We start from the raw sequence: 23,132 nt of genomic DNA on the forward strand, positions 1-23,132 counted from the left end.
CTTAGTCCTCCTCAGCCAAAAGTTTTTCACGGGTAGCCTGGTCCAAAAGTGGGTAGCCTAATTTCTTGCGTTCAGCTACAAAGGTCTTGGCAACGACCCGAGCTAGATTACGAATGCGAGCAATATAACCAGCCCGCTCGGTAACTGAAACTGCTCCACGGGCATCCAAAAGGTTGAAGGTATGGGAACATTTCAAAACATAGTCATAGGCAGGGTGAACCAGACCCAGCTCCAAAGCACGCCCGGCCTCCTTTTCAAACTTGTCAAAGTTTTCCAAGAGCATGTCTTGGTCAGACACTTCAAAGCTATATTTGGAATGCTCGTACTCCGGTTGCTTGAAGATTTCTCCATACTTAACCCCCGGTGCCCACTCAATGTCGTAAACCGAGTCGACTTCTTGAATGTAGGAAGCTAAACGTTCCAAACCATAAGTAACTTCCGCAGTTACAGGGCCTGTTTGCAGGCCACCGACCTGTTGGAAATAGGTGAATTGAGTGATTTCCATCCCATCAAGCCAAACTTCCCAGCCTAGGCCAGCAGAACCCGTTGATGGGTTTTCCCAGTTGTCCTCAACGAAGCGGATATCGTGCTCCAATGGATTGATACCCAATTTTTCCAAAGACTCAAGGTAAAGTTCTTGAATGTTTGATGGAGAAGGCTTCATAACCACTTGAAATTGGTGGTGTTGGTAGAGGCGGTTAGGATTTTCCCCATAACGACCATCAGCAGGCCTGCGAGATGGCTCCACATAGGCCGCATTCCATGGCTCAGGTCCGATAGCACGGAGGAAAGTGTAAGGACTCATCGTCCCTGCACCTTTTTCATTGTCATAAGCCTGCATGAGCATACAGCCCTGATCATTCCAGTATTGTTGCAGTGTTAAGGTTATCTCCTGAAAGGTCAATTTTTTACTCATTATATCCTTCTTTCTTAGTAGTAATAGCTTGCGATGTTTAGCTTGCAAAAACATCCTTTTTTTGAAAGTTAAACAAGTACCTAGCCCAAGCAAATCGCCCCAGCGGTTGTCAAGCGGGACCAACTACCTTTGCTCCAAGGCAAAGAAGATTGAATTGGATCCGCTGCATTCCTAGGCTTGGCAACTTTTCTGGCACAATGAAAAAGAACCGCCTTCTTCCCACCATGCCAGTTGACATAGGGGCGTCAAAACGCGGTTCCACCCTAATTTATTACTTCATTTGTTTAAAAAAATTGAGCTAGGCTCATTACGAAAGTGCCAATTATTACCCTATCTCCCATCTAGCTTCCACTATCCTAGACTCGCTTGAGAAGAACCTGAGCAGCAACCTCTTTCTTCCAGCTATTGTAGCACAAGATGGGGAAATTGTCTAATCTATCTCATGACAGACTTTCTTTTTCAATTTTCATATATTGAAAAATCAGGTTGAAAAAATCCTTACTTATTTCAAAGTGTCCGAATCTTAGCTGAGAAGCATACTTTTTCCACTCTGGGGACTGTCTCGCAAACTCAATCGGACAATCACGCACTGGGTGATAAAATGTAATATTTCTTCTATAAGGAATAAAGTTTGGAGCCATCTCAACAGAATAGACTTGATTATCACTTATTTTACCCGCAGCTGTAAAGGCTTGATATGCATTAGAATCCTTCATCTTATACTTGGGACTGTAGTATAAAAGATAATCTCCTTTTTTCATTCGCTTCAAAGGTCCTGCCTGACCATGACAAACCTGACCAAAGCCACCCTTGACTCCTAACATGACATGCTCTTTCGAAACAACACCTAGCCAATATCTAACCATTTTTTTCCTCCAAGTCCATTAACCATTGATTGAATTCCAAAAGATTTTGGTCTAATTTACCGAAAAACTCCTGATCGACTGCTTCAACTAAGGGTAGGGCACGATTTAAGATAGAAAATCCACTTTCTGAAAGCGAAACAATCTTAGATCGACTGTCTTTAGGATGTTCTCTTCTCTCTACTAGTTTCTTTTTAAGCAAAAGTTTGACAACCTGGGAAACAGTCATAACGTCCATATCCGAAAAACTGGCTAGACGGATTTGACTGACAAGGTCTCCTTGTTTCTCCAGAGCAGCAACTGAAGCAAGTATAATAAATTGCGGATGCGTTAGTTGAAGCTTTTGAAGTTCCTTTTTGATTTGACTATGCCAATTATTATAAACTCTTGCAAATAGTAAGCCGGTTGATTTTTGATAGTCATCCTTGTATAAAGAATTAAAATGATACATACTACTCCTTTTCTACTATATCCTTTAGCGTTAAGACAGAGCTCGGGACATCAGCAAAAACTTGCTTTAAAAAATTAACCTGCTCATCCGAAGGCTCTTCGCACACGAGAGACACACTATGCTTTAACGTAATGAATCCCGTCTCCCCTTCTATGATGTCATGTTCAAAAAGTATGCTTCCTGCTGGCGTTTCGGATATGTCTGTGAAAGAGTGTTGATCAACGACCTTCACTAAGTTAAAAGCCAAGGGAGGCATCCCTGACAGTGTCATTGTTCCTGAGACACCTGTTTCGAACGCACCATCCAGACAAATATCTTCTAAATCAGATTCCCATCGGTACCACTGTTCCAAATTTTCATAGTAAAACCAAGCCTTTTCTTTGGTTCCCTTTACCACAGCCGAAAAAGAAAAAGTTATCATAAAATTTCTCCTCTCATATAACAAGTATACTTATTATATGAGAACTTACATTTTTTGTCAAGAAAATCTCTCAGATCCTTAGCCTGAGAGATGAATCGCTTTATACTCAATGAAAACTCTAAGCAGGCTTCACCTGCTAACTCCTGACAGAAAAAATTATTTTCAAATAAAATCAAGAATCGGAAAGAGCAAGGACTACTGTCTCTAAAGAGGTGAGATCGCAGTGGTTGACTGATGTCTTGGCACCATTCAAGGTACAATAGACAGCTAGTCACCCTTTCTGGGGTAGCAAAATAGTCCGGTGGACTATTTTAGCCCGACACCTTGAAATTGAAAAGTTAGGGACCACGAAGGTTTTGACGACTATCAAAGCCATTCTTTCTGTCTGACTCCCTAACGGCAATCGCTATAGCAACTACCTAATTTCCTCACTAACTCAGCTAAAATAGTAGATCGACTTGTTTTATTCTCGTATTGCCAGACAACACCTTAGTGAAATCCGCTATGGCTGGATTTCCCACGCCAAGTCCTAGTGGAATTTGGTTAAAGGTCTGACTAACATGTCCGTTGCATAGTAGGAGAGGGATTACAGCAGATGGGTGTCGCAAGGAACTGCAGGCAGTCCTTACGTCCGGCAAAGTGCGTTAATACCGCAAATCAAGAAAAGGAAAGCCGAGGATGCTTTCCTTTTGGGGCTAGTGAGAGGTATAGGCAGACCGCCATGGTGGCTGCCATTGCCAATCAAGATTTTTCAAAGCTTAGATTTACCTTGCCCGTCGGAAAATTTTGATTTTCGACGAGTATTATTTATTAAAGACTTCCTTCCCATCGACATAGGTAGCCTGCAGGTTCATGGCCTTATCCAGAACGATAAAGTCCGCTGGCCGACCAGCCTTGATTTGACCGCACTTATCCTCAATACCAACCGACTTAGCTGGGATGTAAGTGGCCATCCGAACAGCCTCCTCAGGACTAGCAATGCCCCAATCCACCACATTTTTTAGACCGTCCTTGAGCTTGAGAATGGAGCCAGCCAGATTGCCCCCATCCTTGAGGCGGGCTGTCCCATCCTTGACCACTACTGGAAATTCACCCAGCAGATAGTCCCCATCGGGTTGACCACCAGCTGCCATACAGTCGGTAATCAGAGCCACATGGTCATAGCCCTTTTGTTGCATAAGGATGTCACAAGCCACAGGGGAGACGTGATGACCATCACAAATCAATTCGGCATAGGTCTGAGGAATGTGGTAAACCGCTCCGACCATACCTGGCTCGCGATGATTGAGGCCTCGCATACCGTTATAGGCGTGAACCCAGACACTGGCACCAGCTGCAACAGCTGCCTTAGCTTCTGCATAGGTGGCATTAGAGTGACCTAGAGCCACCGTCACACCATCCTTGGTCACCGCCGAGACGAAGGATTCTACTCCTTGGCGTTCTGAGGCCAGGGCAATTTTTTTAATCAAGCCCTTGGCTGCCTTTTGCCAACCCTTAAATTCTTCCAAGCTAGGATCCTTCATATAGGCCGCATTTTGCGCCCCCTTGTATTTTTCTGTAAAATAGGGTCCTTCAAAGTAGATACCCTGAATCTTGGCACCTTTATCAGATCCTGCTACATCGGCAATAGTCGCGCAGATATCCTCCAGCTGCTGACTGCTAGCCGTTAAGGTTGTCGGTAGAAAAGAAGTTACTCCGGCTTCCGGCAAGCGCTGACTGATACTGCGAAGACCATCCGCAGAATTATCCATGACATCATGACCGGCATAGCCATGGATATGCGTATCAACCAAGCCTGGCGCAATCTGATAACCCGTGTAATCTAAAACCTGAGCAGCGCTAGGTACACTCTCAGTCCACTGACCAAAACGCCCATCAACCAACTCAAGATAGCCAGCAGGCTTAGTCTCATGAGCATAATAAAAACGATCTGCCTTAAGGTAGGTTGCCATTATTGTTATTCCCTCTTTCAACGAGTTTTTCTTTCCTTTATTATAGTGTTTTTATGGTATTTTGTAAATGGTATATACCAGTTGTTTTGTGAACTATAGCTGACAACCAATTCTAATGCTCAAAAAATGAAAAATAGATAGAGCCTTGAGGTATAGCTAAAGGACTCAAAAACTCCATCATTATCATAGTAGGATTACGGACTACAGAAAATGTAGAACTAATTCTTGATGCCTGAAAGCTAGCTAATCTGGGATAAGTCACCATCCAAACTACTGAAATTTAGTTTTATGATAGTTGTCGGAAAGATTGTTATCGATTTTCAAACGATTACCAATTGTGTTAAAATTACAAAATCACCCTAATTCCCTTGTATAAGTAAATTTTAAGCGTTAAAATAACCACATAATTTTTTATGAACACAGTAACTTTAGACTCAATGGCTTTTGATAATTTTGAGGTAGCGGGTACACCTGTCTTGTCAGAAGCGGAAGGAGGAAGTGTACTTGGTGGAATCATAGTTGGTGCAGGAGCTGGATTTGTCGGTGCTATGAAAGGAGCAGAAGAGGGGACTTCCGGAGGTGCTGCTCTCAGTTTTATACCAGTAGTTGGACCATATATGGAAGCTGGTTGTGCTATTGGAGGATCTGTTATAGGTGGCATTAGTGGTGCTTATGCTGGTTACAAAATCGGAGATAAGTTATTTTAATAAGGTGGATTAACTAAAAAGAGGTAATTTTGAAATGAAGGAACTAATAATTGGTCTCTTGTGGCTTTTTTCTATTAGTACTGCTAGTAGATTTTCAAAAAGATTTGGTACAAAACCGGCTAAAATAATTGCCGTTTTTGTCAATATTTCAGCTTCTATCTTAGTAATAGCTTATTACCTTTTTTTTCAATAAGTAATAGCAATTTGAATAACACCTATCATCGCGTATCACATAGCACTTCCAACTCCGTTAAAACTTAGCAACTTAAAACTCAAGATGAAAAAATTTTTTAAAGAAAATTTCCTGATCTATTTAGTCGCTTTATTAGCCCTTATTGCCGTTTGTTCACCAAATAAGCATTCTAGAAAATTTGTGTTTATCTTGCTGGTATTAGCAATTTTAGGTATGACACTTACTTATTCAATCAAGCTTTTTCAACTTTTTAGAAGAAAGTAGCCCATACTTAAATCTCCCCGCCTCCATCTTGGTGTCGGGGTATTTTTTGATAATGGTCCAGCTTGGTAAAAGCCTTAGAACCGGATTATTTGAAGGTGGAATTAATTAGGATTATGTTTATAGTGCTGCAACTATGGTAATTTTAATGACTTCAAATCCAATTGGTTGGGAGACAGTTGCTGCATACGTAGGACTTTGTGCAGCTTCAGGTGCCTACATAGATTACGGACTAGCAAGTTAAACCCGTGGTGCTAGTTCACAATAAAATAGCTCAGATTATAGGTTAGTATAATTTGTTCTAGCATTAGCTGAATCCCAGCTAGACCTCCGGCTAATGTATGCTCGATTCCAAACAAACTACAGAGCTCGGAAAAGCGTGTCTCAATGGTTCTACGCATGGCTAGTAACTTCCAGTTGTTGTGTTCAGTTGAACCCTGCATATTTTGTCGCCAAGGTGTCCATAAGTGATAGCCCCTCTTGTTTAGTTCCTCTTTAAGGGACTGACTAAGGTAACCTAAACCCGTGGTGCTAGTTAACACTAGCCAAAATAAAAAACTTTGCCTATCATAAACTCAGAACAACCACGAAATGAGGGAATGATAGGCAAAGCTAAGACCATTATCTCGCAAATCCACATCAAACACAAGATATTTTTTCAGTTTTGCTAACAAAAGTGAGTACACTCGCTACTTTATGGTATCTTCCCTTTGTGAGACCTCTTCATTTGGCCTGATTGACAGTTTTCCCTGTGCCTTATGTCATCCCATCCGTAATCTAAGAGCTAGCCTTTTATCAGAAGTCGCTAACATCGGATACAACGCCACGAAGAAGATTCACTACTACGAGGTGAAGTTCTCCGTTTTAGTCAGCGATAGGGGCTTTCCTTTGGATTATGTAGTAACGTCAGCCTCTGTTTACGATAGCCAAGTGGCTTTTGAATTACTGGAACACAGCTCTATTCCACTGATTTATGGAGACAAGGGCTATATTGGCAAGCAGGTTAAGAAAGAGTTGGCCAATTGTGGTATCACCTTAATTTCTCAACTCAGGAAAAATATGGCGGACTATTCTTGGTTTGAGAACTATAAAATTAGCCGATTGCGCAAACCGATTGAAACCGTCTTTTCGAGCTTAGAACAGTTTGGCATTGAGAATTTACGCTGTCGAAACCTTCGGGCATTACAGTTTAGAGTAGAAGCTATTTTACTCATCTATTCACTCATGCTGGAAAATAGTCAAAATGAATTTGGGCTGAGTTTGAAGTATTCTAAGGCTTATGCCTGATTAACTAGCACAACGAGTATATATATAATTTGTCAATAGATTACAGAAGTATTTCTGTTCAATTTCAACATCCATAAAAAGTAAAAGCCTTAAAAATAACTCATACATTTAAGGCTTTGTTTCTTATTCAATCGAATTCAGGCTATCAGTGTCAAGAAAAAAGATTTCTATGAATCTTAAGGGTGGCGCTAACCTTCTATTTCCTACTAAAAATCTCACTAAAGCAGGCACACTTTCATATACTACTTCAGCACATACTCATAGATAGCTTGGGCGACACCAGCTTGGTCATTGCTGGCTGTCTGGTAATTACAAACTGCTTTCACGCTGGCTGCTGCGTTGCCCATAGCCACACTGTGACCGGCAAATTTCAGCATTTCTAAGTCGTTAGCAGCATCGCCTAGAGCCATTATTTCAGAGCGATCAATTCCCAGTTGCTGGGCCAGTGCCTTGAGTCCAGAAGCCTTGGTTGTTCCCTTAGGGAGCGCTTCAACAATATAGTGCTGGCTACGAACATGGGAAAAATGTTGATCAAAATAAGGACAATTTTCGTCATGAAAACGGTCTAAAGCATTACTATCTCCCATAATCATCGCCTGGAAAATTCGGCCATGCCCCGCCTGAAAATCCGACCAAGAGATGGTCTGAGCCTGAGTGAAAATTAAACTAGCATCATAGGCGACAATCTCAGGCACCTGATCCGCAAAGACCAAGAATCGCTCCTGCTCGGTCAGAGTCAGGTAGATGTCCTCATAATCCTTGACCATTTCCAGCAGGGCCTTTACCTCTTGGTCGCTAAGGGTCACATAATCAACTAGGGACCAATCCTTAAGCGCAAAGGTTGAGCAGCCATTGTTTAAAATTGCAAATTCATTGTCTTGTCCCAAGCCCAACTCCCTTGCATAAGGTTCCACACCAGACTGGCAGCGACCTGTACAAAGTACAACATCGTAACCAGCTTGACTAGCTTTCTGAAGGGCCTCAATGTTTTCCTGAGGCAGTTGCTTTTGATTGTTTAAAAGAGTGCCATCCATATCAATAGCAATAAGTTTGATCATCTGTATTTCTTTCTAATTTTCATAAGGACTGATTTTTCCGTGACAAGTGTTCGTTAATCTTGGTTGATCATTTCTTGGACCTTCGCATAGAAGTCAGGGTAAACCTTCTTGAGAGCAATAAACTGTCCAGCCTTATCTAAAAAACTATGTTCCGAATGCGCCTGACAAACCTGCTGTCCATCTTGATTCGTCATCACATAGTCAAATCCCAGTTTGGCCCCTTTCAGTATACTAACACTAATATCAATAGCGATAACATCTGCAAATGTTGATGTCGCTTTATAGTGGCAATCTACCGCAGTAACTGGCGAAATAATACCATCAGCCTCTAACTTATCATAAGGAAGACCTACCGCATCCAAAAAATAGACACGCGCCTCCTCCATCCAACGGACATAGTTGGAATGATGTGTAATGCCCATCCGATCGGTTTCATAGTATTGGACCTTGTGCGTAAAACCTTTCATGATTTTTCCTCTCTAGTTGGTACAAAAGCTGGCGATAGCATAAGCCAACTTTCTTAATTAGCCGTGTTTAGCCTAAGTTAGCAATGGTACAGCCTGAACCTCCAGCATTTTGTGGGGCATAGCCGAAACTCTTGACATGGCGGTGGCTGCGAAGATACTTGGTCACGCCTTCGCGAATCACGCCCGTGCCAATGCCATGAATAATATCGACCTGAGCCATATTATTGAGCAGAGCCTGATCAATAAAGTCATCCAGTTCCTGCATAGCCTCTTCATAGCGCTTGCCTCGGAGATCCAAACGAGCGTGCGGTCCCGTGCTTGCGGACCTTTTGACAACATTAACTTGTTTTTTCTTACGGGCCTTCTGACTTTCCTGATGTTTCACGAGATTGAACTCAGCTTCCTTTAGGGTCATTTTAATCAGACCAACCTGAGCCTCCCAGCGACCATCCTTGAGCTGATTTATGAGAGTGCCACGCTGACCGTAGGCGATAACAATGATATCGTCCCCTACTTTAGGCGCACGCGCTGCCTTTTGCTTCTTAGCCTTGCGAAGGACCTTATTTTTAGCCAGATCATCACTTGGAGCCAACTTCTTGAGTTGGCCCTTAGCTTCAATGATTTCATGGGGCTTAAGTTGGGCCTTGTGATGGAGGTTTTTGAGAATCTTATCACTCTCCTCGCTGGCCTGTTCAATCATGTGGCGAATTTCTTCCTGAGCCTTGGCCAGTTCCTTGCCGTAGGAATGAGAGAATTCATTGTAGAGCTTCTTGACTGCTCGATTGAATTTGAGATTTTCCTGCTCAACTTCTCGAATGTAGTCCAGTCGCTTGCGGGTTTCCTGGGTCTGGGCTTCCAGTTCCTCGATAATAGTATTGACATCGCTGTCCCGATTGGTCATATTTTCCGCATCTTCAACAATAATTTGACTGAGCCCCAATCGCCGGGCAATCTCAAAGGCATTGGAGCGACCGGGAACCCCCTGCATAAAGTGGTAGGTAGGGCTGAGGCTATCGACGTCAAACTCCATGCTGGCATTTTGCACATGGGCAGTCTCAATGCCGTAAGCCTTGAGCTCTGGATAGTGGGTCGTGGCCATGGTCTTGATGTCGCTGAGCCGCAGGTGCTCCAGAATCGCCATAGCTAGACTGGCCCCTTCTTGGGGGTCAGTCCCTGCTCCTAATTCATCTAGGAGAACCAGACTGTCCCCGTCAGCCCTATTCAAAATAGCAACGATATGGCTCATATGACTGGAAAAGGTAGACAGGCTTTGCTCAATGGACTGCTCATCACCAATATCCGCGAAAATTTCCTTGAAAATGGCTACTTTACTTCCTGGCTCCGCCAGAATGGGCAAACCTGACTGAGCCATGATTTGGCTGAGGCCCAGAGTTTTCAGCATGATGGTCTTACCACCCGTATTGGGACCGGTGATGACAATAATAGAAAGATTCTTCGAAAAATGCAGGTCGTTGGCAACTGGATTGGTCAAGAGGGGATGACGAACATTGAGCAGATTGACCGTCTTATCCTCCGACAGGCTGGGTAAACTGGCCTCATGCTCCTGCATGAAAAGATATTTAGCCCGCACAAAATCCAGATGACCAAGCAGCCAGGCATTATTACGAATAGTCTGGGTGTGAGGGCGAAGCAGGTCTGATAACTCCCGCAAAATGCGGTGGAGCTCATGGCGTTCATCCGCCCGAGCCTGGGTAATTTCTTCATTGAGTTGGACCACAGCTCGAGGCTCAATATAAACCGTTGTTCCCGAAGCCGAAATATCGTGGACGACCCCAGCAATCTTATTGCGGTAGGTGTTACGAACCGGCAGAACCGAGCGGCCGTTCCGGCTAGCAATCAGATTTTCCGCCAGCATATCGCTCTTAGCCTTGACCAAGTCCTGAAGAATTTGTCGCACCTGGCCTTCGCCTTGATGAATTTGCCGACGAATCTTGCCCAGACTTGAACCGGCAAAATCTTCGATAAAACCGCCATCGTTGATGGCCTGCAGGCTCCCCTGCAATTTAGGAAAGGCTTCTAAATTTTCAAAAAGACGATTAAGGGCCGTCAGCTCAACATTTTCTAAATTTTCATAAAAGCGACCGACCTCCGCAGACACCTGCAAGGCCTTCTTGATGGCCAAAAGCTCATCAACATTGAGGTCTGCCTCTAACTCCAGACGCCGCAGGGGCTCTGCTAGACTCCTGATAGAGCCAATGGAAAAGCCATGATATTCAATGAAAATGGCCTCCATATCAGCAATTTCTGCGAAAGCCCGCTCAATTTTTTCCCGATTGGTATCGGGCAAAAGAGCCCGCAGCTCCTCCTGGGCAATCCCTGTCTGTAAATAGGGCTCAAACTGATTTTTGACCTTGGCAAATTCCAAGGCCTCCAAGATTTTTGTATTCATAGGGCTATTATAACAAATTTCCAAGAAAAACCTGAGGAGACAGGCAAGAAGGAGGAAAGCTGATACCCATGAAAGCGAGAAGCATGAACTCTCGTTCCAGAACGGGGCCTTATAAGATTAAGGAGGTTTAATCTTGACGTGGCTCAAACTGCATTGAAAACTCTTGGTAACTTGTAACCCTTGGTATTGACTTGGTAAAATTAGGTCAATATTTCTCAACTCAAGCTTGTAATCACGCCTTGATTTACTCAAAAACTCGGGTCAGGCTAGCATGGATAGATTCAACTTGGACATCCTGACTAAAGTCAATAAAAGCCATAGAAAAAAAGCCTTACAGGGCTCTTTGAGTTTCAGTATTGAGGCTTGCTTCCCCCTCAGCCAAACAAAAATTTTGGGAAAATCGTAATCAATAATTTAACCAGCCAATTGTCAGCTAGAAAGTTTTGCAGACCGGTCATGGGCACTGTGGCCAGAAGGGTGAAACATATGGCTAGGCCAAAGGCAGTATTCAAGACAGCTAGACCGCCTGCGATTGAGCGTTGATAGGCTACTTCCTCTAAGTGCGAATATTCAAAGGCATGGGCAAAGACACCTAAGAAACGAAAGACTAGATAGACAGCCAAATAAATAACGAGGAAGGCGACACCAGCATAGTAAAGACGGTTTAAATCAAAAACATTCTCCGAAGTAAAGAAGGCCATCTGGCCACCCTGAGTTGGATTAGCATAAGGGACCCAGAGGTTGAGAGCCTGCGCTAAGCCGCTCTTAAAGAGACTGGCAACCACGATAGCTACAAGACTTCCAAACAAATAAAAGGCCTGCAAAAAAAGCCCCCGGCTGTAGCCTAGGTAGAAATTCCATGCTAGAAGCAAAAGAATGATAAGTGAAACCATAAACTAGTTACCACTGACTTTGCTGGCCTTGCGCCCCTTGATATTGGTCAAAGTCTTCTTGCGCAGAGTATCCAACTCAGTTTCCTTTTTATCAAACTCAATTTCACGGCTGAGCTGGGTTGACAGAGAATTGATAGCCATCAGGATAGCAACCGTTTCATCATCAGCCGTTGGCAGGGCTTCTTTGATACTATCGTATTTTTCTCGTGCCACGCGTTCAACCTCTTCCATAAAGAGATTATCCTTATCCGTCGTTAAGGTCAAAGGCTTTTGGCCAAATGTAAATTTATAGCGATTTTTTGTCTTAGTCATACGTGCACCTCTTTGTCTGTCATTATATCGTAATTTTAGTCTTTAGACAATCACAAAAACTAGGTAAATAGAGGGAGGAGGGACCATTTAAGAAAAAGGACTTTTCTTAAATATTTTTCCAGTTTGAAACTATCACGACAAGGGCTTTTGTGATAAAATAGTCTCCATGAATACTCTTGTCATGAAAATGTGTCAGGGGCGGACAAACAGCCTTACTACCGAGCTGGCTGGCTACCAAACGATTAACAATAATCCCTATGTCAGATTCGCCGCTAAATACAAGCAAACTACCATTCTAGTCTATACCTCTGGCAAGATTGTCTTTCAAGGCAAGGGAGCTTTAAGCGTCGCCCAAGAATTTGGCTATCAGGAGGAGGCTATTTCATCCTCAGATGTTCAAGCCAGTGGTCAATTCCAGATTTCTCAAGAAAATCTGAGTCTAATTGGTTCTGACGAGGTTGGCAATGGCTCCTATTTTGGAGGATTGGCCGTTGTCGCCAGTCTGGTTGGGCCGGGGGACCAAGTCCTGCTTAGAGATTTGGGAGTGGCTGATTCCAAGGTCCTGACTGACCAAAAGATCCAGCAAATTGCCCCTATCTTAGAGGAGAAAATTCCCCACAAGGCCCTGCTCCTATCGCCAAACAAGTATAACGAAGTGGTTGGACCAGGCAAGCCCCATAATGCGGTTTCTGTCAAGGTGGCCCTCCACAATCAGGCTATCTACTTGCTTTTGCAGGAAGTACCCAAACCAGATCAGATTGTCATTGATGCCTTCACCAGCCAGGCCAACTATCAAAAATATCTGCGGCAGGAGCGCAATCAATTTCCCAATCCTCTGACTTTGGAAGAAAAGGCCGAAGGCAAATACCTGGCTGTCGCTGTCAGCTCCATCATTGCCCGCAACCTCTTCCTAGACAATCTCAAAAAACTAGGAGAGGATTTGGGCTATCAGCTGCCCAGCGGGGCAGGGGCCAAATCTGATAAGGTGGCCAGTCAAATTCTCGCCGCCTATGGTATGGAGGGACTCAATCACTGTGCCAAACTCCATTTTGCCAACACCAAAAAAGCGCAAAAACTATTGAAAAACTAAAGGATCCAACACGCAATGTCTGCTACTACAACCAAGAAAAAATCGCTCAATTACTACAACTCCCCTTTTCTCTACTTCATGAGAGAGTGGGGCCTCTATATTGCCATTATTGCCGTCATCTTGCTGACCCGCATTTTTATTTGGACAACTTCTATCGTCGACGGTCACTCCATGGACCCGACCTTAGCGGGACGCCAAAGACTTTTTGTGGTTAAAACCGCCAAGATTGACCGCTACGATATTGTTGTCGCCAAAGAAAATGAGAACGGCAATACCAAGCAAATTGTCAAGCGAGTGATTGGCTTGCCAGGTGACACTATTACTTATGACCATGACAAATTGACCGTCAATGGTAAGGAAGTTAATGAGCCCTACCTCAAGTCTTATCAAACCAAATTTGCTAAGGACAAACTGCAATCCACCTATAGCTACAATGACTACTTCCAGCAACTAGCACGCTCTGCCCAGTCCTTCACCGTTGACAAGGATGGCAATGCCAGCTTCACAGTCAAGGTACCAAAGGGACAGTACTTCCTCCTCGGAGATGACCGAATCGTTTCCAAGGATAGCCGTGCTGTCGGAACCTTTAAAGAAAACAGTATTGTCGGCGAGGTCAAATTCCGCTTTTGGCCTCTTAATAAAATTGGCAATCCAGAATAATGAAATAAAAAGAGGGAGATAGGAGAAGGGGTAAATCCCCCACTCCCATCCCTTTTTTCTTAGTTAACATTCGGCAAATTCAAGAGATGACTAATCTCTTGGTCACCTCCAACCCAGCAAGGTAAAAAATTATGACAGAACTCTATTTTTCAGGAACTGTTGACCGCATTATTTTTGAAAATGCCAGCAACTTCTTTAAAATTCTCCTCTTAGAAATTGAAGAGACCAATGCTCCTGACTTTGACGACTTTGAAATCATCATTACAGGTACCATGGCCGATATCATGGAAGGGGAGGACTATACCTTCTGGGGCCAGTTGACCCAGCACCCCAAGTACGGGGAGCAACTCAAGGCCAATCGCTACGAGCGAGCCCAACTGACCTCTGCCGGGCTTATCAAGTATTTCTCCAGCGATAACTTTAAGGGAATCGGTAAAAAGACCGCCCAAAGGATTGTCGAGACCTACGGCGATGACGATACTATTGACAAAATTCTGGCTCAGCCTGATAAGTTGGAGGCTATCTCAGGACTTTCCAAGGTCAATCGGGCTAATTTTCTAGCTAGACTAAGGGCCAATTATGGGACCGAGCAGATTCTCTCCAAACTGGCTGAATTCGGTCTCAGCAACCGCCAGGCCCTGGAAATCTATGACAGCTACAAGGAAGAGACCCTGGACATCATCCAGGAAAATCCCTACCAGCTGGTTGAAGATATCAAGGGGATTGGCTTTAAGATTGCCGATAACCTAGCCCAGCAACTAGGTATTGAGAGTGATTCACCCCAGCGCTTCCGGGCTGCCCTAGTTCACAGTCTGACCGAAACCTCACTTGAGCGGGGTGATACCTATGTCGAGGCCCGCGACCTCTTGGAGTCTGCCGTCAATCTCTTGGAAGAGGCCAGACAGATAGAATTGAACCCAGCCTTAGTGGCTAATGAATTGACCAACCTCATCGCTGAAGATAAGGTGCAGAACATAGGCACCCGTATCTTTGACAATACCCTCTACTATGCCGAAGAAGGCATTAAAAACAATCTGGAACGGATTCTGGCCCTACCTCTTGAGCAAGACTACTCAGACAAGGAAATTGAAGCTGAGCTAGCAGAGATTCAAGATGAGTTAGGTGTTCACTATGACACCATCCAAAAGGAAGCTATTATTCAAGCTCTGACCAGCAAAGTCTTTCTCCTGACAGGGGGACCTGGAACTGGTAAAACGACTGTCATCAAAGGTTTGATCAAGACCTATGCCCAGCTCAAGGGGATTGACCTTAATAAGGGCGACCTGCCTATCATCTTAGCTGCCCCTACTGGTCGGGCTAGTCGGCGGATGAGTGAGCTGACGGGGCTACCAGCCGCTACCATCCACCGCCACCTAGGCCTGACTACTGACGACAGCGATTTTCAGACACTGGATGACTATCTGGACTGTGATCTGATTATTATTGATGAATTTTCTATGGTCGATGCCTGGCTGGCCAATCAATTACTGAGCGCTATTTCCAGCAAGACCCAGATCATCATCGTTGGTGATAGCGACCAGCTGCCTTCTGTCGGTCCCGGTCAGGTCTTGGCAGACCTCCTGAAAATTCCTAACCTGCCTCAGGTCAGTCTGACAAAAATCTTCCGCCAGTCAGAAGATTCCACCATTGTCACCCTGGCTAGTCAAATTCGTCAGGGACAACTGCCAGTAGATTTCACCACCAAGAAGGCCGACCGCTCCTATTTTGAAGCCCAGGCCAACCACATTCCCAGCATGGTGCAACAGATTGTTAGCTCTGCCATCCGCAGTGGCATTCAGGCCCAGGAAATCCAAATTCTGGCCCCCATGTACCGTGGCCAAGCGGGAATTACCAACCTCAACACCCTCATGCAGGAGCTCCTCAACCCCCAGAAAGAGGGAGAGAGCCAATTTCTCTTCAATGACCTAACCTTTCGCAAGGGCGACAAGGTTCTCCACCTCATCAACGATGCTGAACTCAATGTTTTTAATGGCGACATCGGTGTTATTACCGACCTGATTCCGGGCAAATATACCGAAAGTAAGCAGGACGAAATCTGGCTGGACTTTGATGGAAGCGAAGTCATCTACCCCCGCAATGAATGGAACAAAATTACTCTGGCCTATGCCATGTCCATTCATAAATCCCAAGGGAGCGAATTTCAGGTGGTCATTCTGCCACTGACACGTCAGAGCGGTCGTATGCTCCAACGCAATCTTATCTACACGGCCATCACCCGCTCCAAGAGTAAGCTGATTATGCTGGGAGAGGTTTCTGCCTTTGACTACGCCGTTAAAAATCAAGGCACCCAACGTAAGACCTATCTCATTCAGCGCTTTGGTCAAGAGGGACAAGAGGAAACTACTTCTCAGCAATCAGGCCCAGGTCAAGCAGCCACTAGCCAATCCCTTGGCGAGTCAGCAGAAGAATCAGTAACCAGACTCACCCCAGCAAACAGCCAGTCCGAATTTGCCAGCGACTCAACCGCTGATAAGACTGGCAGCAACAATCAAGCATCAGCTGCTGCTGACTTAAAACCAGCTAGTAAATCTAGACTTGACAGCCAATCTGAAGTTAGCAGTTCAACCCAAACTTCAGCATCTGACAAAAATGAAGTTGACAAAACCACAACCATTGAACAGCTCCCTGAGGGAAGTCCCCAAAGCTATCGTCTCACCGAAACCAACATACTCACCATTGACCCCATGATTGGCCTCACCCAAACTGATATCGACAGTTTCTTTAAACAAAAAACGGAAAACTAGGAGACAACCATGCCCTTCAAAGACCTGCAAAACATCTTTAAAAAATCCAATCGCACCGTAGCCATCCTGCACTTGGTCAACCTCGTTATCAATGTCCTAACCTTACTAGGGTTTATCGTGCTTGCCTATGGTATTCAATCAGGCTTCTACCAGAACAGTAACTTTTCTCACGCCGATATTACCCAAGTCAAGAGCCTGCTTCATTCGGTGACCCCCGATATCCAATTCAACCACGGCATTAATATCATCTTTAACATTGCCATAATGAGCCTAGCCTTTAGAAATCAGGCCCACTTCCAGCAAAAAAAGAAGCTGTCAGAGCTCCCCTACCTACTGGGATACAGCCTCTTTTTCATCAATATTTTTGCCGACCTCATGTCTGTCGGTCTCACACTCAATATGCTCCTGCAACTCTTCTATCTGCCCTTCTACATCAATAGTCGCAACTCAGGCAGACTGCTTAATGCTCTAAACTAGGCTCACTAGCACACAAATATGCCAATACGTCTAACTAGATTGGAGACTCAAACATGCCAAACACTCAAGAAAAACAAGCCTGGCGCTTTCCTAATTCCAAGCCCAGCCTCCTGCCAAAGGGCCTGTTCATCTTTTTGCTTTGCCTAACCTTCGCCATCAGTCTCATCGTTTTTTTCATCGCTGCTCAAGGTAATCTACTCATCCTAGCCGGCCTCCTTCTGGGCTCAGTCTTGCTCTCCCTTCTTCTGAGCCTTGTCTCTGGCCTCTTTTTGCTACAGGATTACCGCTCAAATTATGTCCTTTTCAATCAGGAGGGCATTAACTTCAAGCCTTTGACCAAACTCCTGCCAAATTTCCGACCCGGAAAAAGGCTAATCCTAGCTTGGCAGGATATTTTGACTCTTAATTTTGGTTTGCCCAACATTCCCCAAACCCTCAATCCAGAACTGACCAGTCAAACCGGCCTAGTTCCCCTAAAAATCACCTTTCTCGAAATCATCACCCAAAATCAAGAGAGATACCAATTAGAGGATTACACCAAACTTCCCAACCTAGACCAGCTCTATCAAATGCTCAGCCTCTACCGGCCCGATATTGCTGAAAAAATGGCACCGGCTTTGGGGTCCTATAAGCTCTGAAACTCTCAACTTGAAATCATATCCCTAAGTTAGCTCATTTCCAAAGGAGATAATCATGTTCCCTCAATGGTTCAAATACAGAAATTCCCTCAGAGGACTGAATATAGCACTTTTAGTCATGGAGAGTGTCAGTCTCGCTTTTAATGGTCTCTTCTTTATACTATATCTCATATTCTTAGCCGCCTACAGTGATCTAGAGAGAGCCAACCTCGACTCACTAATCATGACTAATTTTGTCCTCTTAGTCATGCCCCTAATCGTAAATGCTCTCCTTTTAGGACTCTTTATCCATAATCAAAAACGCTTAAAAGAAGAACCAGCCCAACTTTTGACTAAGCTTGTCAGTAGTCTAGCCTATTGCCTAGGTTTTCTCCCTCTAATTCAAGTTTTGCTTGCCTTTTGGCTCCAGTCGGGGTTTATGAGCCAGCTTTTCGCTTTATTGTTTCGACTGGCTTTCTCCATTCTTTGTATTATCGCTTTAGTTTCCCGCCACAACCTTCTTCAAGCACTCAAGGCATCAGCAGAAGCAGCTTACAAATAAGTTCTTTTAATACTTCTCATGCTGGTTCCTTCAAAAAATTTTATCCTATTAAGATTAAAAGCGGGACTCAATCGGGATTTCGGAGAAATCGATTTACCCCCGCTCCCTAGTTTTAAGGCTTCAAGAGAGTTGATACAGTAGTCGCTATTTTGTGAACTGCTGTCCTCTCCTTACTAAGTTTCCCTTTCAAACTATCTTCGAGTTTGAAAGGGACCTGTGGCGGGCTGTCTAGTCCACTGAACTAGATACTCCCGCCTCCGCACAGTTGACTTGGTTTTCTCCAACAGCCCCCCAGATTGCTGGGCCTATCACTTGCCTAGTAGTTAAATAGTCCAGTGGACTATTTAAGGGGATGCCTAGAAATAGGAAAGCATCCCAAGATAAGGACTTTACCGCCGTTAGGCTGGCATGTCTTGAACACAACGCAGAGACAAAACTATCGACCTTATAGTTTTGTCCTAGCTAGATGACTTTGCCACATCACAAATCAACCACCGCATCAAACTGTCTGATGTTGAAAAAGTAAAGAGGCTAGGACCTTATGTCCCAACCTCGTTTTTTAAATAATCTCCTGGCAAAACCAGCTAAAACAGAGTCATTTCACTAGCCCCCACATCTTCCAAGTCCGTTACAGTAACACCCAGAAGACGAATCCCTAGGATGGATTCTTCCTCCAGTTCTGCAAAGATTGCATAGGCTTCCTTTTCAATTTGCTCCCTGTCCTGAGTAGCCAAATCTAGACTATGGCGCTTAGTCAGAGTCGAAAAATCTGAATAGCGAACTTTGAGAACAATAACCTTACCTTGTTTATTATATCTGGCCAAAGTATCAGCTACCCGACTGACATTCTTAGAGATTTCAGCCTTGATATCCTCTTCATTCCGCAGCAGCTTGCCATAAGTCCGCTCGCTGCCGATAGACTTGCGTATCCGATTGGGTTTGACAGGACTATTAGAAATCCCCCTAGCCTTGCGGTAGAGATCATAACCAAAGCGACCAAAGTGATCAATTAGGGTCATCTCAGGGATCACTAAGAGGTCCTGACCCGTATAAACTCCCAATTCATGCAGGCGCTTAACCGATTGCTTGCCAACTCCGTGAAATTTTTCAATGGGCAAGGCCTTTAAAAAATCCTCAGCCTCCTCCGGCAAAACCAGAGTCAAACCGTGGGGCTTTTGATAATCACTGGCCAACTTAGCTAGGAATTTATTGTAGGAGACTCCAGCCGAGCAGGTTAGACCAACCTCTTGCCAAATATCAAGCTGAATCATTTTTGCCAGCTTAATCGCTGATTTAATGCCCAGCTTATTTTGAGTCACATCCAGATAAGCTTCATCAATGGACATGGGCTCCACCAAATCTGTATAGCGCTTGAAAATGTCGCGAATTTGCTGGCCGACTTGGCGGTACTTTTGATAATTACCCGGAATAAAAATGGCTTGAGGACAGAGCTCCAAGGCTTCCTTGGAGTTCATGGCTGAATGAACACCGAACTTTCTCGCCTCATAATTACAGGTAGAGACAACGCCCCGTCCCCCTGTCTTTCTGGGGTCAGCCCCAATAATAAGGGGCTTGCCAATCAGGTCGGGATTATCCCGCTCTTCAACCGATGCAAAAAAGGCATCCATGTCGATATGGATGATTTTTCTGCTGGTATCGTTGAGGAGAGGAAAAATCAGCATAAGCTTCCTTTCTAATCTTGCCAGAGACAACCAGCCGCCAGCCATCAAGGACTGCCTGGATAGTTGGAAATCAAAGCCAAAATTTCATCATCGCAGGACTATCTCAGCCTCTCACTAGCTGTCTACTTAGGCAAATTCAGATTAACATTCGTTAGTTTATTATAAAACTTTCTTATGGAAATTGCCAAGCAGAAAGATTTATAATACAGATTGCAAAAAATCCTCCAACTGTATTATAAAAGAAAGTCAATATTCTCCAGTTTATCCTTGTGAAAACGGTTACCTTGTGTTACTATTATACTGTAAATTGTAACAGATGGTGACTCCATTGTGTTACTAGAATTTAGGAGATATAAATCTTATGGCAACTGTAAAAACAGACACCGACGTTTTTGAAAAAGCTTGGGAAGGCTTTAAGGGAACTGATTGGAAAGAAAAAGCAAGCGTATCTCGCTTTGTACAAGCGAACTACACTCCTTACGATGGTGATGAAAGTTTCTTGGCTGGCCCAACAGAACGTTCATTACATATCAAAAAAATTGTTGATGAAACCAAGGCTGGTTACGAAGAAGTTGGCCGCTTCCCAATGGATACCCGTCCAACCTCAATCGCTGATCTTGATGCTGGTTACATTGACAAAGACCAAGAAGTTATCTATGGTATTCAAAACGATGAACTCTTCAAACTGAACTTCATGCCAAAAGGTGGTATCCGGATGGCTGAAACAGCTCTGAAAGAACATGGTTATGAACCAGACCCAGCTGTTCATGAAATCTTCACAAAGTATGTTACAACTGTTAACGATGGTATCTTCCGCGCTTATACTTCAAACATTCGTCGTGCTCGTCACGCACATACGGTAACCGGTTTGCCTGATGCCTACTCTCGTGGCCGTATCATTGGGGTTTATGCACGTTTGGCTCTTTATGGTGCTGACTACCTCATGCAAGAAAAAGTTAACGACTGGAATGCTTTGACAGAAATTGACGAAGAAACCATTCGTCTGCGTGAAGAAGTAAACCTGCAATATCAAGCTCTGCAAGATGTTGTTAAATTGGGTGATCTTTACGGAGTTGATGTTCGCCGCCCTGCTATGGATACTAAGGAAGCTATCCAATGGACCAATATCGCCTTTATGGCTGTCTGCCGTGTGATTAACGGTGCTGCTACATCTCTTGGACGTGTACCAATCGTTCTCGACATCTATGCTGAACGTGACTTGGCTCGTGGCACTTATACCGAAAGCGAAATCCAAGAATTCGTTGATGATTTCGTTATGAAGTTGCGCACAGTTAAATTTGCTCGTACTAAAGCTTATGATGAATTGTATTCAGGTGACCCTACCTTCATCACAACTTCTATGGCAGGTATGGGAGCAGATGGCCGCCACCGTGTTACTAAAATGGACTTCCGTTTCTTGAACACTTTGGATAACATCGGTAACTCTCCTGAACCAAACTTGACTGTACTTTGGACCGACAAATTACCATATGCCTTCCGTCACTACTGTATGCACATGAGCCACAAGCACTCTTCTATCCAATATGAAGGTGTGACTACTATGGCCAAAGATGGCTACGGTGAAATGTCATGTATCTCATGTTGTGTATCACCACTTGATCCAGAAAACGAAGAAGCTCGTCACAACATCCAATACTTCGGTGCACGTGTAAATGTCTTGAAAGCTCTCCTGACTGGTCTTAACGGTGGTTATGACGATGTTCATAAGGACTATAAGGTCTTTGATATCGAACCAATTCGTGATGATGTTCTTGATTTCGATACCGTTAAAGCCAACTTTGAAAAATCTCTTGACTGGTTGACTGATACATACGTAGACGCCCTTAACATCATCCACTACATGACTGATAAGTACAACTACGAAGCCGTTCAAATGGCTTTCTTGCCAACCCACCAACGGGCTAACATGGGATTCGGTATCTGTGGTTTCGCCAATACTGTTGATACCCTAGCAGCTATTAAATACGCTACCGTAAAACCAATCCGTGATGAAGATGGTTATATCTACGACTATGAAACAACTGGAGACTACCCACGTTGGGGTGAAGATGATCCTCGCTCAAACGAACTGGCTGAATGGTTAGTGGAAGCTTACACAACTCGTCTGCGTAGCCACAAACTCTACAAGAATGCAGAAGCTACTGTATCTCTTCTTACCATCACATCTAACGTTGCTTACTCTAAACAAACTGGTAACTCACCAGTCCACAAGGGTGTTTACCTCAATGAAGATGGTAGTGTTAACCTGTCTAAACTGGAATTCTTCTCACCAGGTGCTAACCCATCCAACAAGGCTAAAGGTGGTTGGTTGCAAAACCTTAACTCACTAGCAAGTCTTGACTTCGCCTATGCAGCTGATGGTATCTCATTGACTACCCAAGTCTCTCCACGTGCTCTTGGTAAGACTCGTGACGAACAAGTTGATAACTTGGTAACCATTCTTGACGGTTACTTTGAAAACGGTGGTCAACACGTTAACCTTAACGTTATGGACCTCAAGGATGTCTATGACAAGATTATGAGCGGTGAAGATGTTATCGTTCGTATCTCTGGATACTGTGTCAATACTAAGTACCTTACTAAGGAACAAAAGACTGAATTGACGCAACGGGTCTTCCACGAAGTGCTTTCAATGGATGACACTGCTGAAGCCATTTCAGGACAAAAAGCCTAAGTCTATCTAGGCCAAATAAAAAGGCAATCGCTAAGCGGTTGTCTTTTTTTACTATAAAAAAATCCACTAGTTTTGTAGTGACCCCAAAAAGTTGGACATAATAGTTTAAGTAAAGGATTGCGTTCTGTATTGCACAGGACTCAGTCCTTTTAGTTTTAATTTAATCCGTTTATTGTTGTAATAAGCAATGTAATCTGAGATTGCGAGCTTTAAGGCCTCAATGGATGGAAAGTCCTTCTCAAAGCCATAGAACATTTCAGATTTTAAGGTTCCAAAGAAAGACTCCATCATTCCATTATCTAAACTGTTACCCTTACGAGACATGGATGGTATCATCTTATGCTCTTTTAGAAAATGGTGATAAGAAGCGTGCTGATACTGCCAACCTTGGTC

General features: G+C 44.0%; 21 protein-coding genes and 3 pseudogenes. 11 read left to right on the top strand and 13 right to left on the bottom strand.

The genetic code is table 11. The features are described 5' to 3' along the window. Window position 1 precedes the first annotated feature (1 nt). From glyQ to BS63_RS0106720, 4 genes are all read right to left on the bottom strand, one after another. Complete coding sequence (glyQ, locus tag BS63_RS0106705; RefSeq protein ID WP_002960697.1) at window positions 2–916, bottom strand: glycine--tRNA ligase subunit alpha; 915 nt, start codon at window positions 914–916, stop codon at window positions 2–4. Window positions 917–1,356: 440 nt separating this feature from the next. Then, on the bottom strand, window positions 1,357–1,782 hold the full coding sequence (locus BS63_RS0106710) for an EVE domain-containing protein (protein WP_002960698.1): 426 nt from the start codon (window positions 1,780–1,782) through the stop codon (window positions 1,357–1,359). Then, the gene (locus tag BS63_RS0106715) at window positions 1,775–2,230 is read right to left on the bottom strand and encodes a MarR family winged helix-turn-helix transcriptional regulator (RefSeq protein WP_002960699.1); all 456 of its coding nucleotides are present in this window, start codon (window positions 2,228–2,230) and stop codon (window positions 1,775–1,777) included. The genes BS63_RS0106710 and BS63_RS0106715 overlap by 8 nt, the downstream gene beginning before the upstream one ends. 1 nt (window position 2,231) lies before the next feature. Further along, a complete protein-coding gene (locus BS63_RS0106720; RefSeq protein ID WP_002960701.1) occupies window positions 2,232–2,651 on the bottom strand; it encodes an SRPBCC family protein in 420 nt (139 codons plus the stop codon). Between the two features lie 595 nt (window positions 2,652–3,246). Between BS63_RS0106720 and BS63_RS0106725 the strand changes: the two genes are divergently transcribed. Next, complete coding sequence (locus tag BS63_RS0106725) at window positions 3,247–3,441, top strand: hypothetical protein (protein WP_002963353.1); 195 nt, start codon at window positions 3,247–3,249, stop codon at window positions 3,439–3,441. 13 nt (window positions 3,442–3,454) lie between these two features. Here the strand turns inward: BS63_RS0106725 and nagA are convergent, their stop codons facing one another. Further along, complete coding sequence (gene nagA / locus BS63_RS0106730) at window positions 3,455–4,603, bottom strand: N-acetylglucosamine-6-phosphate deacetylase (protein WP_002963354.1); 1,149 nt, start codon at window positions 4,601–4,603, stop codon at window positions 3,455–3,457. 413 nt (window positions 4,604–5,016) lie between these two features. On the opposite strand from nagA, the gene BS63_RS0106735 reads away from it, so the two are divergent. Together BS63_RS0106735 and BS63_RS1000000112425 are read left to right on the top strand one after the other, a co-directional pair. Further along, window positions 5,017–5,310, top strand: coding sequence for a hypothetical protein (locus BS63_RS0106735; RefSeq protein ID WP_019785063.1), 294 nt, complete (start codon window positions 5,017–5,019; stop codon window positions 5,308–5,310). Between the two features lie 575 nt (window positions 5,311–5,885). Next, window positions 5,886–6,008, top strand: a pseudogene (locus tag BS63_RS1000000112425) (bacteriocin-type signal sequence); the annotation flags it as partial. A 10-nt stretch (window positions 6,009–6,018) separates the two neighbouring features. On the opposite strand, the pseudogene BS63_RS0106745 reads toward BS63_RS1000000112425, so the two are convergent. After that, window positions 6,019–6,285 (bottom strand): annotated as a pseudogene (locus BS63_RS0106745) (transposase); the annotation flags it as partial. A 163-nt stretch (window positions 6,286–6,448) separates the two neighbouring features. Between BS63_RS0106745 and BS63_RS0106750 the strand changes: the two are divergent. After that, window positions 6,449–7,051: pseudogene (locus BS63_RS0106750) on the top strand (IS982 family transposase); the annotation flags it as partial. 242 nt (window positions 7,052–7,293) lie between these two features. Here BS63_RS0106750 and BS63_RS0106755 read toward each other — a convergent pair. The 5 genes from BS63_RS0106755 to BS63_RS0106775 all read right to left on the bottom strand — a co-directional run bounded on the left by BS63_RS0106755 (window position 7,294) and on the right by BS63_RS0106775 (window position 12,191). After that, window positions 7,294–8,109 (bottom strand): Cof-type HAD-IIB family hydrolase, encoded by an 816-nt coding sequence (locus BS63_RS0106755; RefSeq protein ID WP_002959279.1) that lies wholly within the window; start codon window positions 8,107–8,109, stop codon window positions 7,294–7,296. Between the two features lie 53 nt (window positions 8,110–8,162). Further along, on the bottom strand, window positions 8,163–8,576 hold the full coding sequence (locus BS63_RS0106760) for an acyl-CoA thioesterase (RefSeq protein ID WP_002959277.1): 414 nt from the start codon (window positions 8,574–8,576) through the stop codon (window positions 8,163–8,165). A 67-nt stretch (window positions 8,577–8,643) separates the two neighbouring features. Continuing rightward, entirely contained in the window at window positions 8,644–10,986 is a 2,343-nt protein-coding gene (locus tag BS63_RS0106765; protein WP_002959275.1) for an endonuclease MutS2, read from the bottom strand. 374 nt (window positions 10,987–11,360) lie between these two features. Beyond that, the gene (locus tag BS63_RS0106770; protein ID WP_002959274.1) at window positions 11,361–11,879 is read right to left on the bottom strand and encodes a CvpA family protein; all 519 of its coding nucleotides are present in this window, start codon (window positions 11,877–11,879) and stop codon (window positions 11,361–11,363) included. A 3-nt stretch (window positions 11,880–11,882) separates the two neighbouring features. Next, window positions 11,883–12,191 (bottom strand): hypothetical protein, encoded by a 309-nt coding sequence (locus BS63_RS0106775; RefSeq protein ID WP_002959273.1) that lies wholly within the window; start codon window positions 12,189–12,191, stop codon window positions 11,883–11,885. A 166-nt stretch (window positions 12,192–12,357) separates the two neighbouring features. Between BS63_RS0106775 and rnhC the strand changes: the two genes are divergently transcribed. The 6 genes from rnhC (at window position 12,358) to BS63_RS0106805 (ending at window position 18,362) form a co-directional block, all read left to right on the top strand. Beyond that, window positions 12,358–13,281 (top strand): ribonuclease HIII, encoded by a 924-nt coding sequence (gene rnhC, locus BS63_RS0106780; protein ID WP_002959272.1) that lies wholly within the window; start codon window positions 12,358–12,360, stop codon window positions 13,279–13,281. A gap of 15 nt (window positions 13,282–13,296) precedes the next feature. Further along, window positions 13,297–13,941, top strand: a complete 645-nt coding sequence (lepB, locus tag BS63_RS0106785; protein WP_002959271.1) for a signal peptidase I — start codon at window positions 13,297–13,299, stop codon at window positions 13,939–13,941. A 131-nt stretch (window positions 13,942–14,072) separates the two neighbouring features. Continuing rightward, window positions 14,073–16,706: an SF1B family DNA helicase RecD2 gene (gene recD2 / locus BS63_RS0106790; RefSeq protein WP_019785604.1), complete on the top strand. Its 2,634-nt coding sequence runs from the start codon at window positions 14,073–14,075 to the stop codon at window positions 16,704–16,706. A gap of 9 nt (window positions 16,707–16,715) precedes the next feature. Then, window positions 16,716–17,183, top strand: a complete 468-nt coding sequence (locus BS63_RS0106795) for a hypothetical protein (RefSeq protein ID WP_002959268.1) — start codon at window positions 16,716–16,718, stop codon at window positions 17,181–17,183. A gap of 53 nt (window positions 17,184–17,236) precedes the next feature. After that, the gene (locus BS63_RS0106800) at window positions 17,237–17,821 is read left to right on the top strand and encodes a hypothetical protein (protein ID WP_002959267.1); all 585 of its coding nucleotides are present in this window, start codon (window positions 17,237–17,239) and stop codon (window positions 17,819–17,821) included. Between the two features lie 55 nt (window positions 17,822–17,876). Further along, window positions 17,877–18,362: a hypothetical protein gene (locus BS63_RS0106805; protein ID WP_002959266.1), complete on the top strand. Its 486-nt coding sequence runs from the start codon at window positions 17,877–17,879 to the stop codon at window positions 18,360–18,362. 584 nt (window positions 18,363–18,946) lie between these two features. Here BS63_RS0106805 and dinB read toward each other — a convergent pair. Beyond that, entirely contained in the window at window positions 18,947–20,044 is a 1,098-nt protein-coding gene (gene dinB, locus BS63_RS0106810; RefSeq protein WP_002963014.1) for a DNA polymerase IV, read from the bottom strand. 361 nt (window positions 20,045–20,405) lie between these two features. On the opposite strand from dinB, the gene pflB reads away from it, so the two are divergent. Next, window positions 20,406–22,739, top strand: coding sequence for a formate C-acetyltransferase (pflB, locus tag BS63_RS0106815; RefSeq protein ID WP_019769457.1), 2,334 nt, complete (start codon window positions 20,406–20,408; stop codon window positions 22,737–22,739). A gap of 105 nt (window positions 22,740–22,844) precedes the next feature. Here pflB and BS63_RS0106820 read toward each other — a convergent pair. Then, window positions 22,845–23,132: IS3 family transposase (locus BS63_RS0106820; protein ID WP_028798504.1), on the bottom strand; the 288-nt coding region annotated here is incomplete at its 5' end.

Source organism: Streptococcus sobrinus DSM 20742 = ATCC 33478, assembly GCF_000686605.1.
In the GTDB taxonomy this organism is placed as follows: domain Bacteria; phylum Bacillota; class Bacilli; order Lactobacillales; family Streptococcaceae; genus Streptococcus; species Streptococcus sobrinus.

What these genes read in the sequence shown, in the direction of transcription:
- BS63_RS0106800 (WP_002959267.1), top strand. Translation starts at nt 17,237, where the DNA reads ATGCCAAACACTCAAGAAAAACAAGCCTGGCGCTTTCCTAATTCCAAG.
- nagA (WP_002963354.1), bottom strand. Translation starts at nt 4,603, where the DNA reads ATGGCAACCTACCTTAAGGCAGATCGTTTTTATTATGCTCATGAGACT.
- pflB (WP_019769457.1), top strand. Translation starts at nt 20,406, where the DNA reads ATGGCAACTGTAAAAACAGACACCGACGTTTTTGAAAAAGCTTGGGAA.
- recD2 (WP_019785604.1), top strand. Translation starts at nt 14,073, where the DNA reads ATGACAGAACTCTATTTTTCAGGAACTGTTGACCGCATTATTTTTGAA.
- lepB (WP_002959271.1), top strand. Translation starts at nt 13,297, where the DNA reads ATGTCTGCTACTACAACCAAGAAAAAATCGCTCAATTACTACAACTCC.
- BS63_RS0106735 (WP_019785063.1), top strand. Translation starts at nt 5,017, where the DNA reads ATGAACACAGTAACTTTAGACTCAATGGCTTTTGATAATTTTGAGGTA.
- dinB (WP_002963014.1), bottom strand. Translation starts at nt 20,044, where the DNA reads ATGCTGATTTTTCCTCTCCTCAACGATACCAGCAGAAAAATCATCCAT.
- BS63_RS0106795 (WP_002959268.1), top strand. Translation starts at nt 16,716, where the DNA reads ATGCCCTTCAAAGACCTGCAAAACATCTTTAAAAAATCCAATCGCACC.
- BS63_RS0106770 (WP_002959274.1), bottom strand. Translation starts at nt 11,879, where the DNA reads ATGGTTTCACTTATCATTCTTTTGCTTCTAGCATGGAATTTCTACCTA.
- BS63_RS0106760 (WP_002959277.1), bottom strand. Translation starts at nt 8,576, where the DNA reads ATGAAAGGTTTTACGCACAAGGTCCAATACTATGAAACCGATCGGATG.
- BS63_RS0106725 (WP_002963353.1), top strand. Translation starts at nt 3,247, where the DNA reads ATGGGTGTCGCAAGGAACTGCAGGCAGTCCTTACGTCCGGCAAAGTGC.
- rnhC (WP_002959272.1), top strand. Translation starts at nt 12,358, where the DNA reads ATGAATACTCTTGTCATGAAAATGTGTCAGGGGCGGACAAACAGCCTT.
- BS63_RS0106755 (WP_002959279.1), bottom strand. Translation starts at nt 8,109, where the DNA reads ATGATCAAACTTATTGCTATTGATATGGATGGCACTCTTTTAAACAAT.
- BS63_RS0106720 (WP_002960701.1), bottom strand. Translation starts at nt 2,651, where the DNA reads ATGATAACTTTTTCTTTTTCGGCTGTGGTAAAGGGAACCAAAGAAAAG.
- glyQ (WP_002960697.1), bottom strand. Translation starts at nt 916, where the DNA reads ATGAGTAAAAAATTGACCTTTCAGGAGATAACCTTAACACTGCAACAA.
- BS63_RS0106765 (WP_002959275.1), bottom strand. Translation starts at nt 10,986, where the DNA reads ATGAATACAAAAATCTTGGAGGCCTTGGAATTTGCCAAGGTCAAAAAT.
- BS63_RS0106715 (WP_002960699.1), bottom strand. Translation starts at nt 2,230, where the DNA reads ATGTATCATTTTAATTCTTTATACAAGGATGACTATCAAAAATCAACC.
- BS63_RS0106710 (WP_002960698.1), bottom strand. Translation starts at nt 1,782, where the DNA reads ATGGTTAGATATTGGCTAGGTGTTGTTTCGAAAGAGCATGTCATGTTA.
- BS63_RS0106805 (WP_002959266.1), top strand. Translation starts at nt 17,877, where the DNA reads ATGTTCCCTCAATGGTTCAAATACAGAAATTCCCTCAGAGGACTGAAT.
- BS63_RS0106775 (WP_002959273.1), bottom strand. Translation starts at nt 12,191, where the DNA reads ATGACTAAGACAAAAAATCGCTATAAATTTACATTTGGCCAAAAGCCT.